Annotated in this window: 19 protein-coding genes; 14 read left to right on the plus strand and 5 right to left on the minus strand. The window is 74.6% G+C overall.

Features of this window, described 5'->3' with window-relative positions:
• The 7 genes from O7635_RS33845 to O7635_RS33875 all read left to right on the plus strand — a co-directional run bounded on the left by O7635_RS33845 (window position 1) and on the right by O7635_RS33875 (window position 5,928).
• Complete coding sequence (locus O7635_RS33845) at window positions 1–882, plus strand: aldo/keto reductase (RefSeq protein ID WP_278084557.1); 882 nt, start codon at window positions 1–3, stop codon at window positions 880–882.
• A complete protein-coding gene (locus O7635_RS33850) occupies window positions 879–2,018 on the plus strand; it encodes a macrolide family glycosyltransferase (protein ID WP_278084558.1) in 1,140 nt (379 codons plus the stop codon). Before O7635_RS33845 ends, O7635_RS33850 begins: the two co-directional genes overlap by 4 nt.
• A gap of 3 nt (window positions 2,019–2,021) precedes the next feature.
• The gene (locus tag O7635_RS33855; protein WP_278084559.1) at window positions 2,022–2,498 is read left to right on the plus strand and encodes a hypothetical protein; all 477 of its coding nucleotides are present in this window, start codon (window positions 2,022–2,024) and stop codon (window positions 2,496–2,498) included.
• Window positions 2,495–3,409 carry a hypothetical protein gene (locus O7635_RS33860; protein ID WP_278084560.1) on the plus strand — a complete coding sequence of 305 codons (915 nt, stop codon included), beginning with the start codon at window positions 2,495–2,497 and terminating at the stop codon, window positions 3,407–3,409. Before O7635_RS33855 ends, O7635_RS33860 begins: the two co-directional genes overlap by 4 nt.
• Window positions 3,410–3,429: 20 nt before the next feature.
• Window positions 3,430–3,891 (plus strand): DUF417 family protein, encoded by a 462-nt coding sequence (locus tag O7635_RS33865; RefSeq protein ID WP_278084561.1) that lies wholly within the window; start codon window positions 3,430–3,432, stop codon window positions 3,889–3,891.
• Window positions 3,892–3,980: 89 nt separating this feature from the next.
• Window positions 3,981–5,168: a VCBS repeat-containing protein gene (locus O7635_RS33870; RefSeq protein ID WP_278084562.1), complete on the plus strand. Its 1,188-nt coding sequence runs from the start codon at window positions 3,981–3,983 to the stop codon at window positions 5,166–5,168.
• 49 nt (window positions 5,169–5,217) lie between these two features.
• Entirely contained in the window at window positions 5,218–5,928 is a 711-nt protein-coding gene (locus O7635_RS33875) for a helix-turn-helix domain-containing protein (RefSeq protein WP_278084563.1), read from the plus strand.
• Here the strand turns inward: O7635_RS33875 and O7635_RS33880 are convergent.
• Together O7635_RS33880 and O7635_RS33885 are read right to left on the minus strand one after the other, a co-directional pair.
• Window positions 5,910–6,488: a dihydrofolate reductase family protein gene (locus O7635_RS33880; protein WP_278084564.1), complete on the minus strand. Its 579-nt coding sequence runs from the start codon at window positions 6,486–6,488 to the stop codon at window positions 5,910–5,912. The two genes, O7635_RS33875 and O7635_RS33880, sit on opposite strands and share 19 nt — an antisense overlap.
• A gap of 42 nt (window positions 6,489–6,530) precedes the next feature.
• On the minus strand, window positions 6,531–7,514 hold the full coding sequence (locus O7635_RS33885; protein WP_278084565.1) for a BtrH N-terminal domain-containing protein: 984 nt from the start codon (window positions 7,512–7,514) through the stop codon (window positions 6,531–6,533).
• A gap of 81 nt (window positions 7,515–7,595) precedes the next feature.
• On the opposite strand from O7635_RS33885, the gene O7635_RS33890 reads away from it, so the two are divergent.
• From O7635_RS33890 to O7635_RS33905, 4 genes are all read left to right on the plus strand, one after another.
• Window positions 7,596–7,919 (plus strand): hypothetical protein, encoded by a 324-nt coding sequence (locus O7635_RS33890; RefSeq protein WP_278084566.1) that lies wholly within the window; start codon window positions 7,596–7,598, stop codon window positions 7,917–7,919.
• Window positions 7,916–8,317 carry a MerR family transcriptional regulator gene (locus O7635_RS33895; RefSeq protein WP_278084567.1) on the plus strand — a complete coding sequence of 134 codons (402 nt, stop codon included), beginning with the start codon at window positions 7,916–7,918 and terminating at the stop codon, window positions 8,315–8,317. The genes O7635_RS33890 and O7635_RS33895 overlap by 4 nt, the downstream gene beginning before the upstream one ends.
• Before the next feature lie 3 nt (window positions 8,318–8,320).
• The gene (locus O7635_RS33900) at window positions 8,321–9,202 is read left to right on the plus strand and encodes an LLM class flavin-dependent oxidoreductase (protein WP_278084568.1); all 882 of its coding nucleotides are present in this window, start codon (window positions 8,321–8,323) and stop codon (window positions 9,200–9,202) included.
• A 123-nt stretch (window positions 9,203–9,325) separates the two neighbouring features.
• Window positions 9,326–10,723 carry a serine/threonine-protein kinase gene (locus O7635_RS33905; protein WP_278084569.1) on the plus strand — a complete coding sequence of 466 codons (1,398 nt, stop codon included), beginning with the start codon at window positions 9,326–9,328 and terminating at the stop codon, window positions 10,721–10,723.
• A gap of 6 nt (window positions 10,724–10,729) precedes the next feature.
• Here the strand turns inward: O7635_RS33905 and O7635_RS33910 are convergent, their stop codons facing one another.
• The gene (locus O7635_RS33910; RefSeq protein WP_278084570.1) at window positions 10,730–11,614 is read right to left on the minus strand and encodes a phosphatase PAP2 family protein; all 885 of its coding nucleotides are present in this window, start codon (window positions 11,612–11,614) and stop codon (window positions 10,730–10,732) included.
• Window positions 11,615–11,707: 93 nt separating this feature from the next.
• Window positions 11,708–13,075 carry an FAD-binding oxidoreductase gene (locus O7635_RS33915; protein WP_278084571.1) on the minus strand — a complete coding sequence of 456 codons (1,368 nt, stop codon included), beginning with the start codon at window positions 13,073–13,075 and terminating at the stop codon, window positions 11,708–11,710.
• Between the two features lie 126 nt (window positions 13,076–13,201).
• On the opposite strand from O7635_RS33915, the gene O7635_RS33920 reads away from it, so the two are divergent.
• A complete protein-coding gene (locus O7635_RS33920) occupies window positions 13,202–15,076 on the plus strand; it encodes an AfsR/SARP family transcriptional regulator (RefSeq protein WP_278084572.1) in 1,875 nt (624 codons plus the stop codon).
• A gap of 7 nt (window positions 15,077–15,083) precedes the next feature.
• Here the strand turns inward: O7635_RS33920 and O7635_RS33925 are convergent, their stop codons facing one another.
• A complete protein-coding gene (locus tag O7635_RS33925) occupies window positions 15,084–15,950 on the minus strand; it encodes a LysR family transcriptional regulator (RefSeq protein ID WP_278084573.1) in 867 nt (288 codons plus the stop codon).
• A gap of 75 nt (window positions 15,951–16,025) precedes the next feature.
• Between O7635_RS33925 and O7635_RS33930 the strand changes: the two genes are divergently transcribed.
• Together O7635_RS33930 and O7635_RS33935 are read left to right on the plus strand one after the other, a co-directional pair.
• The gene (locus O7635_RS33930; RefSeq protein ID WP_278084574.1) at window positions 16,026–16,637 is read left to right on the plus strand and encodes a LysE family translocator; all 612 of its coding nucleotides are present in this window, start codon (window positions 16,026–16,028) and stop codon (window positions 16,635–16,637) included.
• Between the two features lie 59 nt (window positions 16,638–16,696).
• On the plus strand, window positions 16,697–17,170 hold the full coding sequence (locus tag O7635_RS33935) for a hypothetical protein (protein ID WP_278084575.1): 474 nt from the start codon (window positions 16,697–16,699) through the stop codon (window positions 17,168–17,170).
• Window positions 17,171–17,411 lie beyond the last annotated feature (241 nt).

Here is a 17,411-nt window from a genome sequence, read left to right on the forward strand (position 1 = left end):
ATGGACACCCTGCGCCCAGGCGGACCTGGCACCCTCGGCGGCCGGACGGTCGCCCGCATCGGTTACGGGACGATGCAACTGGCCCGGATGCGCGACGACCGGGGCTCGGCCCTCGCGTTGTTGCGCCGCGCGGTCGAGCTCGGCGTCGACCACTTCGACACCGCCCAGGTCTACGGGAACGGCTTCGTCAACGGGCTGCTGCGCGAGGTGCTGCGGTCGGGCGACGTCGTCGTCGCCAGCAAGGCGGGCATCGACCCCGCGGCGAGCGGCCCGCCGATGCGGCCGGCGCAACGGCCGGCCGAGCTGCGGGCGACCGTCGAGGAGAACCTCCGCGGCCTCGGCGTCGACCGGATCCCGGTGGTGAACCTGCGGCGCTTCGACGTGGGCGCCGCGATCCCGGTCCCGCGCGAGCAGGCCGTGTCCATCGAGGACCAGCTGGCCACCATGGTGGCGCTGCGCGACGAGGGCAAGGTCGGCGCGATCGGGTTGAGCGGCGTGGACCTCGACGGCCTCCGCCGCGCGGCGCCGGCGGGCATCGCCTGCGTGCAGAACCCCTACAGCCTGCTCAGCCGCGGCCAGGAGGAGCTACTCGAGCTCTGCGTCGCCGAGGGGATCGCCTGGGTGCCGTTCTATCCGCTGGGCGGGGCGGCGCCGGGCCTGCCGAAGGTGACCGAGGACCCGGTGGTGCGGGACGCCGCCGCACGGTTGCGGGTCACCCCGGCTCAGGTCGGCCTCGCCTGGCTGCTCCGGCGCGCCCCCAACGTGCTGCTCATCCCCGGCACCGGCGACCCCGGCCACCTCGTGGCGAACCTCGCCGCCGGTGCCGTCGCCCTGGACGACGCGACGCTCGCCGCGCTCGGCGGGATCACGGAACCGACATGACCGCGTACGCGTTCCTCACCGTCCCGATGCACGGCCGGGTCAACCCGACGCTGCCCGTGGTGGCCGAGCTCGTGCGCCGCGGGCACACGGTCAGCTACCACACCTCGCCGGCGTTCAGCGCGGGCATCGCCGCCGCCGGCGCGACGGTGTGCCGCTACCCGGGCGGCGACCAGCCGCTGCCGGACCCGCCCACGCCGGCGACGTTGCTGGCCGGGCTCGCCAGCACCACGGTCCGGGTGTTGCCGGCCGTTCTCGCCGACCTGCGCGCCATCCGCCCCGATGTGGTCGTGCACGACGCCGCGTGTCCCTGGGGCGCGATCGCGGCCCGCGAGCTCGGTGTGCCGGCGGCGGCGTCCTACACGACGTTCGCGTTCAACCGGGAGGTACGCAGCCCGACCCGCGCGGGATGGGCCCAGCGGGACGTGCTGCGGTCGCGCTGGGAGCTGCGCCGGCGGTTCGGGACGCGCGGGCTGCCGCTGTTCGACCTCGGCAACATCCCCGAGCCGCTCAACCTGGTCTACACGTCGCGGATGTTCCAGCCCGGGGTCGAGGACTGCGACGCGTCGTACCGCTTCGTGGGCCCCAGCATCGGCGCGCGTCCCAGCGACCCGTTCCCCGTCGGCGCGCTGGCGGACCCGGTGCTCTACGCGTCGCTGGGCACGGTGTTCGACGCGGCGCCGCACCTGCTGCGCGCCTTCGCCACCGCGCTCGCCCCGTTGGGCGGCAGCGTGGTCGTCGCGACGGGACAGACCGACCCCGCCGCGCTCGGCCCGCTGCCGGCCAACGTGGTCGCCCGCCGGTTCGTGCCGCAGCCGGAGGTGCTGGACCGGGCCGCGCTGTTCGTCACCCACGGCGGCATGAACAGCGTCAACGAGGCCCTGCAGGCCGGGGTGCCGATGCTGGTGGTGCCGCAGGGCGCCGACCAGCCGCTGGTGGCTGCCCGGGTGGCGACGCTTGGCGCGGGCCTGACGATGCGGTCCGCGGACGTGACCGCGGAGTCGGTGCGCGCCCTCGCCCGGCGGCTGCTCGACGAGCCGCGCTTCCGGGGTGCCGCGGCCACGCTGCGCGCCGCCCAGATCGAGGCGGGCGGCTACCGGCGGGCGGCCGACGAGCTCGAGCGTTACGCGCGGGGCTGACCCGTGTCGTACGCCGTCGCCGTGCTCCTCCTGCTCGCCGGCCTGTCGGAGGCCGCCGGCCGGCTCCTGCCCGTCGTGGCCCCCGGCTCCGGTGTCTCCCGCCGACGCGCGTTCGGCCTGATCCTGGGCGGCGCGGCCGTCGAGAGCGCGGTCTTCGCGCTGTGGCCGGTCTTCGCGTGGGCGCTCGCGGGTCTCGCCGCGCCGTCCGGCGGCGTGCCGCTGGCCTGGACACCCGGCCTCGTCGCTCCGCTGCTGCTCGCCGCCGTGCTGGCGTTCCCGCTGCTCGGGCCGGTCCTGCACCTGGCGCTCTGTGCGGGCGTGGGCGCCGGGCTCGCCACCGCGCTGGCCGGCGGCAGCGGGCTCGGCTGGTGGCCCGCGGCCGGCTGCGTGGCCGTCGCGGGTGTCGGGCTCGGCGTCGCGGTCGAGGGCGTCCGCCGGCTGGCCCGACGGCTCCACAGCGCGCCGGTGCCGGTCAAATGACCCAACTGGTTCTCCTGCTGCTGCTCGCCGGGCTCGGCCCGGTGCTGGTGGCCGAGGCGCTGCTGGCCCGCCACGAGGTGCTGACCTATGCGACCGGCTGGCGGACGATCAGCACGGCGCTGCCCAGGGGCATGCCCTACGCGCGCGGGGCCGACCCGGATCGGCCACCGGACGCGTACCTCGTCTATCTGGACGGCATCGGTAAGCGCCACCACCGGGACACCCGCGACGGTGGCCGGCTGGTCAAGGCGCTGATCGCGCGGGCGCCGGAGCTGCGGGTGCTGGGTCAGGTGCAGCCGTACTCGCCGCTGGCGTACGCCCTGTCCGAGAGTCGAGTGTGGACCTGGCTGCGCCGGCGGTTCGGGCTGCTGCTGTTCCTGCACAACGTGATGCAGATCTTCATCGCGGCCGACCGCCGCTACCGCCCGCTCTACAACCGCGCGGTCGGCGGCCAGATCGCCGGGCAGCTCCGCCTCGCCGGCTACGAGCCCGGCAGCGGCATCCCGGTCGTGCTGCTCAGCTACAGCGGCGGCGCGCAGGTCGCCACCGGCGCGGCCGGCGAGCTGTGGGCCCGGCTGCGCTGCCCGCTCACCCTGGTCACGCTCGGCGGTTTCCACAGCGGCGCCAACGACCTCACCCACGCCGAGCGCCTCTGGCGGCTCACCAGTCGCGATGACCGGATCGAACGGCTGGGCGCCTGGCTCTTCCCGCAGCGTTGGCGTTGTTCGCGCCGGAGCCCCTGGAACCGGGCCGACCGGGCGGGGAAGATCACCACGGTCCCGCTCGATCCGGCCACCCACGTGGGCCCCCGCAGCTACATCAGCCCGGCCGCGACCCGGCCCGACGGCCGCACCCACCTCGACCACACCGCCGACACCGTGATCGCGCTCATTCGCGCCCGGGGCCGGTAGCGCGCCTCCATACTGGGAAAATGCGCGCGCCGGAGGACGACCTCGCTGCCCTGGGCTCGGTGGCCGCACGCTACGGCCTCGCCACGGTGTTCCTGTGGGTCGGCGGGCTCAAGTTCAAGGACTACGAGATCGCCAACGCGGAGCCGCTCGTCACCAACAGCCCCCTCACCTCGCGGCTGCGGGCCAGGCTCGGCGCACGGCGGCTCGGCAAGCTCGTCGGGACCTCGCAGCTGGCGCTGGGCGCGCTGATCGCCATCGGACCCCTGGCGCCCCGCGTCTCCGCACTCGGCAGCCTCGGCGCGGCGGGCATGATGGTCGGCACGCTCAGTTTCCTGGTCACCACCCCGGAGGCCTGGCGGGAGGGGCACGGCGCGCCGCAGCTGTCGGTGCTGGGCGAGGCCCTGCTCAAGGACAGCGTCCTGCTCGGCGCCGCCCTGCTGATGGCCGCCGAGTCGCTGCGGGCGGCGCGTCCGTACTTCTGATAGCGAGAGTTCCGGCGTCGGCGGAGTTTTCCGTGGTCGGTTTCGGGCTAGTACGGGCCCGATCTTGTCACCGACCGATCGGAGTCGACGTGAATCGTTACGGGGCATGGCGGGCGACCGCGGTGGTCGCGGCCGTGGTGACGGGCGTCGCCGCGTTACCCGCCATGGCGAGCGCGGCCACCTTCTACCAACTGCGCTATCTCGACACCGGACCGCACACCGACAGCGTCGCGGCCGCCGACGTGACCGGCGACGGCCGGCCGGACATCGTGGTCGGTGTCGGCGCGGCGAGCAACGAGGAAACCAGTTCACTCCTGGTCTACGCGCAGCAGCCGAACCTGGGGTACGGCGCTCCGCGACGGATCGTCGCGCACGGCGGCTGGGGACTCGACGTGCGGGTCGCCGTCGGGGACATCGACGGCGACGGCCGCACCGACGCGGCGCTGGCCACGCCGGCCGGCGTCGACGTGTTCCACCAGCGGGCCGGGCAGCTGACCGACCCGACGCTGGTTGCGGCCGGCCACCCCGCGGCCGACGTCGCGCTGTCCGATGTGGACGGCGATCGGCGCACCGACCTGGTGGTGTCCCGCATGCCCGGCACGGTCGCCGTTCACCGGCAGACCGCCTCCGGCGCCTTCGGCGCGCCGGTGACGCTGACGGGTCCCGACGCCGGTTCGGTGCCGGGGCAGCAGGTGTTCGCGGCCGATTTCAACGGTGACGGTCGGCCCGACGTCGCCCAGGTCACCGGCGCGGGCGCCTGGGTCCGGACTCAGCTGACGGGCGGCTCGTTCGCGGCGGCCACCAGCCACCTGGTGGCGCCGAACGCCGACGGTTACCGGTGGCCGGTCGGCGGTGCGGCCGTCGGCGACGTGACCGGCGACGGCCGCACCGACCTGGTGCTGGCGACCGACGCCAACATCTCCAACAGCAGGCTCAACGTGTTCGCGGGGCGGGCCGGTGGGTTGCCGACCGGGCCGGCGGTCGTCCCGGCGTACGACGGGGCCACCAGCTTGGCGGTCGGCGACATGACGGGCGACGGCCGCAACGACGTCGTGGCGGCCCACTCCGGGTGGAAGACGGTGAGCGTCACGCCACAGCTCGCGGACGGCACGCTCGGCGTCTACCGCCGGGTGCCCGTGACCAACACCGTGCGGGCCGTGGACGGCGTCGCCGTCGCCTACCTCAACGGTGACGGGCGGCGCGACATCGTCAGCATCGGGTACGAGGCCGTGGCGGTGCTCACCACGGTCAGCGGATCACCCGGGGGCAGCGCGTAGCGCGACGGCGGGCCGGCCCGGACTCCGGGCCGGCCCGTATCCTGCTCGGGTGGCACTGCGGTTCGAGAACCGCGGGTCCGACTCGCCGTGGATCGATGAGGTCTGGACCTGCACCAGCGGACGCGTGACCGAGATGACCTCGGTAGCGGCGGTGCGCTGGGGACTGGTGTTCCACGAGCAGGACGGCAAGGCGTACGCCAGCATCACCGGCCCGGAGACCCGGGCCGGCACCGCGCCCGTGCCCGAGGGCGCGACCTTCCTCGGCATCGACTTCGCGATCGGCACGTCGCTGCGGGCCCTGCCGACGCCGGATCTGGTCGACGGCGGCGTGGTGCTGCCCGACGCCACCCGCCGGGCCTTCTGGCTCGACGGCGTCCGCTGGGAGACACCGGGCCCCGACGACGTCGAGGCCCTGGTCGCACGGCTCGTCAGGGCCGGCGTCGTGGTGCGCGACCCGCTGGTCGCCGAGGTGCGCCGGGGGCACCGGCCGGAGGTGTCGCCCCGCACGGTCGAGCGCCGGTTCCGCGCCGCCGTCGGGCTCACCCAGGGCGCCGTGCGACAGATCGAACGGGCCCGGGACGCCTCGACGCGGCTGGCGGCCGGCACGCCGGTCGCCGACGTGGTCAACGGGCTCGACTTCTTCGACGAGCCCCACCTGATCCGGGCGCTGCGCCGCTTCGTCGGGCGCACGCCCCGCCAGCTCCGCGCGGGGGCCGGCGGGGCCATCTCGCTGGCGCTCGATCAGCCGACCACGTCGTAGATCAGCTTGACGATGCCGTTCGGGTAGGCGGCCGACTCCCGCAGGCTCAGCCGCTGCTTGTCCTTGTCGGCGGTGCTGAAGATGCTCTTGCCCGCGCCCAGCAGCACCGGGTAGACGAGCAGGTTGTAGCGGTCGATGAGACCCGCGTCGGCCAGCCGCCGGGCCAGCTCCGCGCTGCCGTGGATGAAGATCGCACCGCCCTCGCCCTCCTTGAGCTTGGCGACGTCGTCGGTGGAGCGCAGGATCGTGGTCGGGCCCCAGCCGTCGACGAGCGCGTCGTCCGCCAGCGAGGTCGACAGCACGTACTTGGGCAGCTCCTTGTAGGCGGCGTGGTCCTCGGAGTCGCGCCAGACCGGGGCGAAGATCTCGTAGCTGCGGCGGCCGAACAGGAGCGCCGTGGTGTCCGCGAGCTCCTCGCCCTTGAGCGCGAACGCCTCCGGCAGGAACTCGATGTCCTTGACGACCCAGCCGCCGCTGCGGTGCTCCTCCCCCGGCCCGCTGCCGGGCGAGTCCACGACACCGTCGAGCGACATGAAGCCGGTGTAGACCAAGTCACGCATCTGCTGTTCTCTCCTCGTGGTCACCTGAGCGCTGGACCCATGCTAGGAAGAGCCGGCCGGCGCGGTCTTGTACGGAAACGACAGCACCTCCATCGCGTGCCGTTCCCGTGCGGCGAGGTCGGCGAGGATCGCGCCGGCCCGCTCCAGCGGCCGCGGGTCACCGGTCTCGCCGGCGGCCGCGACGAGTCCGGCCACCTCTGTCCACATGGGAGCTATCTCGGCGAACAGCCGATGGCCTTCACGGATTTGGTCGTCGTCTGTAATGGTCGCGCACTCGGCGAGGAAGTCGCGGTACATGGCGCGGAAGAGGGCGCCACCGGTGCCGCCGCGTTCCATCAGCGTGGCCGCGAGCGGGAGGTCCCGGTCCGGGTCGGTGGCGCGGTCGAGCCAGCGCGGCACCTGCCGGGCGGCCTTCGCGATGCCGCGGTGGCCGAGGTTGGCGATGGGCGGGTGGAGGAACGTCCGCGCGTTGTTCGTGATCGCCGCCCGGACCGCCGCGCCGAGGTCGGGTTTCCCGGCCGGCCCGGCGATCGTGTAGGAGCGGTGGCGGGCGGTCATCGGCCCACGCTCGGCGCGGGCGCGGGCGAGGCTGGCGAGCGTGGTGGTGACGGCGCCGCCCTGCTGGTCCGTGTCGACCAGGTGGGCGTGCGTGTCGTCGTACCCCCGCATGGCGACGGTGTGTCCCCCGAAGTGGACCTTGGTGGTGAAGTAGTCGAGGTGGTAGGAGTCGAGCTGCAGGCCCACGGGACGGCCGGCGTCGAGCGCGGTGACCACGTCCTGCCAGGCCTTGCGCGGTGAGGCGGTCTCCCGCACATCGAGCCGCAGCCCCAGCCGGTCGGCCACGGTCCGCGTGATCTCGAATGGCTTGCTGCGGCCGCCGAGGAACGGGACGGCCATGCCCTTGGCGTCCCAGTAGACGAAGCCCAGCCCCTCCCCCAGCCCGAACAGCATGGGCTCGGACAGCTCCAGACCCGCGTGCCGCAACAGCACACCGACCGTCGTGGTCTCGCAATGCTGGCCGATCACACACCTCCGCGCTTGCATTCCGTACCCAGGTACGGGTTTAGCGTTGGTGGTGTGGCCGAACCCGTTGATCGGAGCCTAGTCATGTCGTTCGTCGTGCCGGATGCCTGCACACTGCCGACCGCCGCACAGCCGCTGCGGGTGGCGGAGTTCCGGTCGCTGTTCGCCCGCGCCGCCGAGTCGGTGGAGCGGGTCGACGGCCGGCACCTCCGCATCCGTCTGCGCGGCGAGCCGGGCCTGGCGGACGCGGTGCGCGACCTGGCGGCGCGCGAGAACGACTGCTGCGCCTTCTTCACCTTCGCGGTGACGACCGACGATTCGGCGGTGCTGCTGGACGCCAAGGTGCCGGCGGCGTATGCCGAGGTGCTCGACGGCCTGGCCCGGCTGGCGGAAGTGGAGTCGGCATGACCGGGTTGCGGACCGGCGAGGTCGCCGAACGGGCCGGGGTCAACGTCGAGACGCTGCGCTACTACGAGCGGCGGGGGTTGATCGCCGAGCCGGCGCGCAGCATCGGCGGGCACCGCGCGTACCCGCCGGAGACGGTCACCCTGCTGACCGTCATCAAGGCCGCCCAAGGGCTCGGCTTCACCCTGGACGAGGTCGCCGACCTGTTGGCGACCAGGCGGCGGCACCGTCCACCGGACCTCCAGGCCCGCGCTCGGGCGAAGTTGGCCGAGGTCCGCGGAAAGATCGACGACCTCCAGGCGATCGCCGGCCGCCTCGAGGAAATCGTCGCCGCCGAATGCGACAGCCTCACCGACTGCAGATGCCCCACCCCCATCGTGCCGGCGTCGCCGTACCGTTGAGGTGTGCCTGATCTCGGTCGTGAGCTGACGTTCGGTTACTTCCTCGTGCCCAACGCCGCGGATCCGTTGTTGGCCACCGCGCGCGAGGTCGAGGAGCGCGGGCTCGACTGGATCGGGGTGCAGGACCATCCCTACCAGCGCCGCTACGTCGACACGTTCGTGCTCATGAGCGCGATCGCCGCGGCCACCCTCCGGGTCGGCGTCTTTCCCGACGTCGCCAACCTGCCGCTGCGGCCGCCCGCGGTGCTGGCCAAGTCGGCCGCCAGCATCGACCTGCTCAGCGGCGGCCGGTTCGAGCTCGGCCTCGGCGCGGGAGCGTTCTGGGACGCCATCGAGGCGTACGGGGGTCCGCGCCGCGCGCCGGGCGAGTCGCTCGACGCGCTCGAGGAGGCGATCGCGGTCATCCGGCTGGTCTGGAGCGGCCAGCGCAACCTGCGCTTCGAAGGCCGCCACTACCGGTTGGCGGGCGCGCACTCGGGTCCTGTGCCGGCGCACGACATCGGCATCTGGCTCGGCGTCTACGGCCCCCGGGCGCTCACCCTGGCCGGCCGGCTCGCCGACGGCTGGGTGCCCTCGCTGCGCGGCGACATCGCCCCGATCGCGGCGGCGGCGGCCCGGCTCGACGACGCCGCGCGGGCGGCCGGGCGCGATCCGGCCGCCATCCGCCGCGTCCTCAACATCAACGGCCGGATCACCACGGGTACGCGCGCGGGGCTGCTCGACGGCCCCGTCGACCAGTGGGTCGACGAGCTGACGGACCTCGCCCTCGCGTACGGGTTCGACACGTTCCTGTTCTGGGGCGAGGGTCCCGACCAGCTCCCCCGCTTCGCCGAGGAGGTCGCGCCGGCGGTCCGCGCCCAGGTCACCGCCGAACGCGGTGCGTGAGCCGGCCGTGGACGCCTAGCGCCGCGGCGGCCGAATGTGTCACACCGGGTCGTCCGGTTCCGCATTTCCCGAAAGATGATCACTGCCGCGCATGGTCGGGTTCCGCGCGGGTACCCGAACCGGATGTTCCACTCCGGCCTGCTCGTCAACGACCGCTACCGCCTCGACGCTCCGATCGCCGCCGGCGGCATGGGCGAGGTGTGGCGGGCGAGCGACGCCGTCCTCGGCCGCACGGTCGCCGTCAAGGTGCTGCACCGGCTGGTCGACGACAACGCCCGGGCGCGGTTCCGCAACGAGGCGCGGGCGATGGCCGCGCTGCACCACCCCGGGGTCGCCGACGTCTACGACTACGGCGAGACGGACCTGCCCGACGGGCGCCGGGCCGCGTTCATCGTCATGGCCTGCGTCGAGGGTGAGCCGCTGTCCCACCGCATCGCCGACACGGGTCGCCTCGGCGCCGCCGAGACCGCCTCGATCGTGGCGCAGACGGCGCGCGCCCTCCAGGCCGCACACGATGCCGGTGTCGTGCACCGCGACGTGAAGCCCGGCAACCTGATCGTGGAGCCCGACGGCACGGTCGTCCTGATCGACTTCGGCGTCGCGGTGACCGCCGAGGCGGCGGGCCAGACCCGGGCGGACGAGGTGGTCGGCACGGCGCTCTACATGGCGCCCGAACAGGTCGCCAAGGGCGAGCTCACCCCCGCCACCGACGTGTACGCGCTCGGCGCGGTCGCCTACCACTGCCTCGCCGGCCGGCCGCCGTTCGAGGGCGACAACGCCGTCACGGTCGCGCTCCGCCACCTCAACGAGGAGCCGGCGCCGCTGCCGGACGACGTGCCCGCCGAGCTGCGGGAGGTCGTCGCGACCGCGATGGCGAAGGATCCGGCGCTGCGCTATCCGACAGCGGCCGCGGTGGCCGACGCGATCGAGGAGCGACAGACGAGGACGGCCGTGCTCGCGGCGGCCCCGGCCGCCGCCGTTGCGGCCCCGCTCGCTGCTGTTGCGGGGCCGTCCCCCGCTGTCGCCGCACCGTCGGCCGCCGAAGCTCCTCCGCCGCGGCCGCGCATGTGGCTCCGCGCGGCCGGCGCGCTGGTGCTGGCGGCGGCCACCCTGCTGACCGTCCTGGCGCTCGCCGATCCGACCGGCGTGCTGCCGTTGCCCGGCGGCGGCGACCGGGAGCCGAACCCGCCGGCGGCGACCAGCGACGCCGAGCCGGCCTCGGTGGACACCGAACCCGTCGGCGGCGAGCCCCGGCCCACCGGTCCGTCCGCCGGGGCACCGACGGCCGGGCCGACCGGCCAACCCGGCGCCACCAACCCGCCGGCCGGCACCGACCCGGGTGGCGGCACCGGGCCCGACGACAGCGACGACCCGGCGCCGACCCCGACGGCCGAGCCGACCACGGACCCCGAGCCCACGGCCGAGCCGACCACGCAGCCCGACGAGCCGGACGAGCCGGAACCGACCCCGTCGGACGACGTCGAACCGGCCTCGTCCCCCGCCGCGGCCCAGTCCAGCTAGGACGGTTCAGGGGCCCTTGACGACCTGGGGCACGACGCGGTGGGCGGTGGCCAGCACCGTGGCCACGACGAGCCCGGCCGTGCCGGCGATGCCGAGCGCGCCTCCGCCGTACGCCACCAGCAGTCGGTTTCTGCTCAGCTCGTCGGTCGGCGTCGCCAGCACCTGGTCGGTCAGCTTCAGCGCCACCGCCGCCCCCGCGAGCAGCACCAGGCCGGTCAGGCTCAGCACCGTCACGGAGAACCGGTTGGGCGGCCCGTAGTCGACCTGGCCGTGCTGGCGTTGCGCGAACAGGATGAACAGGCTCGCGATGTTGGCCCAGACGCCGACGACGAGCAACGCCGCCACGACGTCGCTGGGCCGGTGCCAGCCCGCCGACAGCGTGGCCACACCGACGATCGCGGCCGCCGCGGCGCCGAGCATCGCGCCGGCGCCGCGGATCCGCGCCGGAAGCACCAGCAGCAGGGCGACCGCGACCGCGGCGGCGATCGTGGTGTGGCCGCTCGGCAGGCTGTTGCCGGCCGCCGCGCGCTCGACGTCGACGCCGAGCTGCGGGCGCTCGATGAGCCGCTTGAGCACCTGCGTGGTCACGCTCGCGCCGGCGATGAGGAGGACCGCGCCGGCCGCCACCGCGACCCGCCGCCGGATCAGCGCGATGAACCCGATGACGGCCGTGGCGGCGACCAGCGACACCACCGAAACGGTGTCGAGCACGGTGTCGACGACGCCGTCGATCCGGGCCTGCCCGATCCAGTTGCCGGCCAGCGCGACGGTGTCCAGCAGCTGCCCGTGCCTCGACCGCACGAAGAACCGCCAGACCGCCACCACACCGCCGACCTCGACGGCTGCCACGAGGAGCAGCCAGAGGCCTAGACCGATCGGCCACCTACGCATGCGCAGCAACCTAGCGGACGCCCCGGCGGCCCTTTCTCATGGTGCCCACTCGGCAACCAGGCACGCGTGACGGAACGCGTCGCCGCCGCGCGGTCACGCGAACCGCCCGCGCGGATCCCACTGTCGCCGCAGGGCGACGAGCTTGTCGTGTACCTCGGCGGGATAGCCGGTCGCGCGGTGCGCGGCGCTTCCGTCGCCCGGCGTCAGGAAGTTGGCGAACGTCCGCCCCGTCGTCCACCGGCCGAGCTCCGCCACGATGCGGTCCTGGAAGGCGACGTGGGCGGGCGCCGCGTCGGCGGCGGCGACGCTGGCCAGGAAGAGCAGGAACGGGGCGTCCCGGTTGGCGACCGCGTTCGGCTCCCGCGGCGCCCTGCGCAACGCCCCGGCCAGGTGCCGGACCTCGACCAGGGTCACGGGTACGTCGGCGGCGTCCACGGCGACGTCGACGAGCCGGTCCACCGCCTCCGCCGGGAGGTCGCCCAGGAGCGCGGACCGCTCGTACACCGGCAATGGCTCGACGGGGTCCGCGTGGATCGCCGCGACCGCGGGATAGGGCAGCTCGCCGACCGTGTCCACGATCGCCGGCGCGGCGGCGCGGACCGGAGCGATCAGCCGGGCGCCGTCAGCGGCCGGGCCGAGGTACGCGACACGGACGTGGACCACCTGACGGCCGCGCAGCGGCTCCGGCACCGAGTCCGCCGGTGGCAGCCGGAGCACCGCGATCGACGACGTGAGCTCGTCGGGGGTCGAGTCGATCCAGGCGCGCCACGCGTGCAGGACCGTCCTCGCGTGCTCGCCCGGGAAGAAGATCCCGCCGCCGTAGAGGTGCGGCAGGGGGAACAGCCGGAACTCCATGGCGGTGACGACGCCGAAGCCCGTCCTGCCGCCGCGCAGTCCCCAGAACAACTCGGGCTCCGTGGCGGCGGTGACCGTGCGGGCGACGCCGTCGGCGGTGACGAGGTCGATGGACAGGACGTGGTCGGCGGCGTACCCCTGGGTGCGGCCCAGGATCGGACTCAGCCCACCGCCGAGCGTGTACCCGACGACGCCGACGGTCGGCGACGACCCGTTTGCGGCGGCCAGGCGGTGCGGTGCGGCCGCGTCGATCACCTGTTGCCAGCGCACGCCGGCGCCGACCCGGGCCGTACGCCTCTTCGGGTCGACGGTGACCTCGGTCATGCGCGAGGTGTCGATCAGGACGCCGCCCTCGGCCGCGGCGGCCGGTCCGTGCCCGGTGGCCTGCACGACGACGCGCAGGTCGTGCTCGTCGGCGAAGCGCACGGCCGCGCTGACGTCGCCCGCGGTGGCCGCGGCGACGACCAGGGCGGGCCGGTGCTGGACGGCGACGTTGTAGCCGCCGCGCGCGGCGTCGTAGCCGTCGTCGCCGGGCAGGTAGGCGGCGCCGCCGCTGGAGAGCCGGGCGGCCAGCGTCGCGGCTGGCGGGAAATCTGTAGTGGTCATGCCGCCAAACCAACGCCGCCCGCGTCGACACCCGATCAGGGCCCGATTGACGTCCGATTGACGACGGCGGTTCGGCACGCGGCGGCGCGGCGGCTAGCGTTGATCGAACTATTGCTTGGGGGAACGATGTCTACGCGGCCCGATGTCCGGTTCGGGGTCCTCGGTCCGGTGCGGATGTGGCGGGGCGGCCGGCAGGTGCCGCTCGGGTCACCGCAACAGCTGGTGCTCCTGTCCGCGCTGCTGCTGCGGGAAGGCCGGCCCGCCTCCGTCGACGAGCTGACCGCCGCCGTCTGGGACGGGGAGCCGCCGCGGGCGGCGACCAGCACCATCCGCACCTACGTGTCGCGGTTGCGGCGGATCCTCGCCGGCACCACGGTGACGATCGAGACGGTCGGCGACGGGTACGCGATACCGGACGCGCCCGTGGACGTGACCGCGTTCCGCCGGTCCGCCGCCCGGGCCGGCGAGCTGCTGCGGACCGGTGACGCCGCCGGCGCCGTGGCCGTCCTGGACGAAGCGCTGGCGCTCTGGCGCGGGCCCGCGCTGGCGGGCCTGACCGGCCGGTTCGCGGCGGCGCAGCGGACCCGCCTCGAGGAGAGCCGGCTGGCCGCCGACGAGATGCGGTTGACCGCGGTGCTCGACGCGTACCCGGGCCGGCACGCGGCGCTCGTCCCGGACCTCGCCGCCCTCGTCGACGCCCATCCGCTGCGGGAGGGGCCGCGGCTCCTGCTCATGCGGGCGTTGCACGGCAGCGGCCGGCCCGCCGACGCGCTCGCGGTCTACCGGGAAGGGCGCGCCCGCCTGGCCGACGACCTCGGCCTCGAACCGGGGCCGGCGCTGCGACTCCTGCACGAGGGAATCCTTCGCGGCGAGCCGGGCGGGTCCGACCGCGTGCCGCGGGCTCAGCCGCTGAGCGCCGCCGCGCCCGACCCGGCCGGGCCGAACCGGCTCCCGCACGATCTGGCCGACTTCACCGGCCGTGCGGCGGAGCTGGCCGAGATCAGCGCCGCCCTGCTCGACGGTCCGGGCTGGGTCGGCATCGCCGGGCTGGACGGGATCGGCCGCACGGCCGTCGCGGTCCACGCGGCCCACCGGCTGCGTCACCGGTTCGCCGGGGGCCAGCTCTACGCCGACGTCGCCGGCTCAGCCGACCTCGCCGACATCCTCGCCGGATGGCTGTTCGCCTTCGACGTGGCCGCGGCCGACCTCCCGGCGTCGGTCAACGCCCGACTCTCGTTGCTGCGCCACGTCACGGGCGGCCGGCCGCTGCTGATCGTGCTCGACAACGTCGACGATCCCGCCCCGCTGGAGGCGCTGCTGCGGGCCCGTCCCGCCGGTGGCCTCATCATGACCAGCCGCCGCCCGCTGACCGACCTGCCCGCGGCCTGGATCAGGCTGGGCGGCCTGCGCCACGACGACGCCGTCCGGCTGCTCGAACGGATCGCCGGCGCCGAACGGGTCGCCACGGACCGGGCGGCGGTCGCGCAGCTGGCCCGGCTGGCCTCGGGATGGCCGCTGCCGCTGCGCCTCGTGGGGGCGCGGGTGCGGGACCGTCGCATGTGGAGCGTCGCGGCGATCGCGCGTCAGCTGGGACGGGAGCTGCAGAACGTGACCGGCGTGCTGCACGACGAGTGCGTGGCGGCGGAGGCGCCGCTGGTCCGCGCCTACGACCGGCTGCCGCCGACCCAGGCCCGGGCGCTGCGGCTCGCCGGCGCCATCGAGCAGGACGAGTTCACCACCGACGACATGGCCGCCCTGCTCGCCCTGCCGCGCGGGGCGGCGTGGAGCGCCATCGACCCGCTGGTGGACCTGGCGCTGGTCGAGGAGACGACAAGGCCGCACCACTACCGGCTGCACCCGATCGTCCGTGCCTTCGCCCGCCGGCAGGCGCACACCGTCGAAGGCACCGCGGGCGTCGTCGCGGCGCGCGAACGACTCTCCGCCCTGCGCGCCGGCGCCGATCTGGCGGCGCTGGAAAGCTCGCTCGTCCCGATGCGCTGAGCCCGCGTCAGCGGGCGGCGGCTTCGGCGAGGGCCGATACCAGCGCGGCGGTGGCCGGCGGGTCCGGCGGCTCGCCGTAGGTGGCCGCGTAGATGCGGCGCGGTGGCACGCGCAGGCGGGTGGCGGTGATCGCGGGATGCCGGTGAGCGCGCAGGGCCAGCCCCGGGATCGTGGTGACGCCCAGGCCGGCCGCGACGAGGCTCTGCATGACCACCATGTCGTCGGTCGTGTAGGCCAGCGTCGGCACGAACCCCGCGCGTTCGCAGAGGTCGACGAGGTGGGTGCGGCAGCGTTCACAGCCACCGATCCACGGCGTGCGCGCGTGGTCCGTAAGCCTGGTCCCGCCACCGCTCGTCAGCAGGTAGAGCGGGTCGTCGAGCAGGTGGGTCAGGCGGATGCCGTCCTCCTCCGGGGCGGTGTCGTCGTAGCGGAAGATCACCGCGACGTCGACGTGGCCGGCCCGGAGCAGGTCCAGCGCCTCCTCGGGGTGGGTGTCGGCCAGGCCGAGCGCGAGGCGGGGGTGTCGTTCGGCCAGGATCGCGGCCGCGGGTGGCGCCAGGGAGCTCATGACGGAGCTGAAACCGGCCAGGCGTACGCGGCCCGCGTCGAGCCCCACGAGCGCGGTGAGCTCGGCGGTGGCGGAGTCGACGCGACCGATGATCTCGGCGGCCCGGTCGGCCAGCAGGCGCCCGGCCGCCGTGAACCTGACGCCGCGCCCGACCCGCTGGAGCAATTGGGCGCCGAGCTGAGCCTCCATTCTGGACAGGTGGTGGCTGATCGCCGGTTGCGTATAGCTGAGCTCCTTGGCGGCGGCGGTGACCGACCCGAGGCGACGGACGGCATCGATCACGCGAAGCTGGACGAGGGTCACCATCCATAAATCGTACGCATGGGTTGCTCAGGCTATTGGCATTAGACTTATGGATGGCCGACCGGCATCGTCGTACGCATGACGACGTTCGCGATCGCGGCCCTGGTGCTGATCATGTTGCCGGGGCCGGACCAGGCCCTGATCACCCGCAACGCGCTGGTCGGCGGCCGGGCGGGCGGGCTGCTCACGATGCTCGGCGGCGTGCTCGGCTCGGGCGTGCACGTTGCGGCGGCCGCACTGGGACTGTCGGCGCTGCTGCTCGCCTCGGCGACCGCGTTCACGGCGCTGAAGATCGTGGGGGCGGCGTACCTGCTGTGGCTCGGCGTCCACCTGCTCTGGTCGGCGCGGGCGTCGGCCGTCGACGAGCCGGCGGTGAGGGCGGCGCCGCACCGGTCGGCGTACCTCTGGCAAGGTTTCCTGTCCAACGCCCTCAACCCGAAGGTGGCGCTGTTCTTCGTCACGTTCCTGCCGCAGTTCCTCAGCGCGGACAGCCGCTCCCCGCGGGCGGAGGCCATGCTGTTGTCGGGGGTGTTCGCGGTGCTCTACGTGGCGTGGTTCGGCCTGTACGTGGCCGCCGTCGAGCGACTCGGCCGCTGCCTGCGCCGCCCGCGGGTCAAGGCCTGGATCGAGCGGGTGACCGGGGTGCTGCTGGCCGCCGTCGCGATCCGCCTGGTGACGACCAGCCACTGACCGCCGAACGAGGGGGGACGAGGGTGACGCTCCGGCGATGGCCCGCGGTGACGCCTTGGGTGACCGTCGCTGCCGCCGCGTTCGCCGCCGTGGCCTGTGCCGCGTCGGACGAGCGCGCCCCGCTGCCGCCGGCGATGGCCGCCGAGCTGGCGACCGTCGTGGTCACCGCGCTCGAGACCGGTTCGGCGGACCCGTTGCTCGCCGGCTCGGACGGGCGGTTGGTGTGCGTGGCCGAGCCGTTCGGCGCCGACCCGGTCGACGCTGCGACGGCCGGCGATGTCACCACCGTCTACGCCGCGGTGCTGTGCGCCGAGAAGCGCGACGGGGTCGCCTTCGAGGACAGCTCGCGGGTCAGCACGGTGGTAGCGGTCCACCGATCGAGCCCGGCGCGGGTCGAGGCACCAGGCGACGGCGCCGCCCACCAGGCCGACATCGAGCGGATCTTCCCGGAGGACCTCCGCGAGCGCGCGTTCGCGGGCCACCCCGATCCCGGAGCCGGCGAACGCGAACTAGCCGCCCGCTACACGCGCTGACCCATTGGCCGCCACACGATCAACGGTGCGCGGCCGCATCAACCAGCACGCTCCGACCGGTGCCAAGCCACGAAGCGCCCGGCACGGAGCAGTCTGGCGGGCGATTACCCACCGCTAAGCCACCTTGGGCGGTCGGCCAGCCACGCGGAGCGCACGCCAGCCAGCACCAAGCCGCGCCCCGGCGGGTCCGCCGCGCGGAGCGCGCACCGACCAGCGCCAGGCCGCGCCGCACCGGCGGGTC

The organism is Asanoa sp. WMMD1127 (genome assembly GCF_029626225.1).
GTDB lineage: Bacteria > Actinomycetota > Actinomycetes > Mycobacteriales > Micromonosporaceae > Asanoa.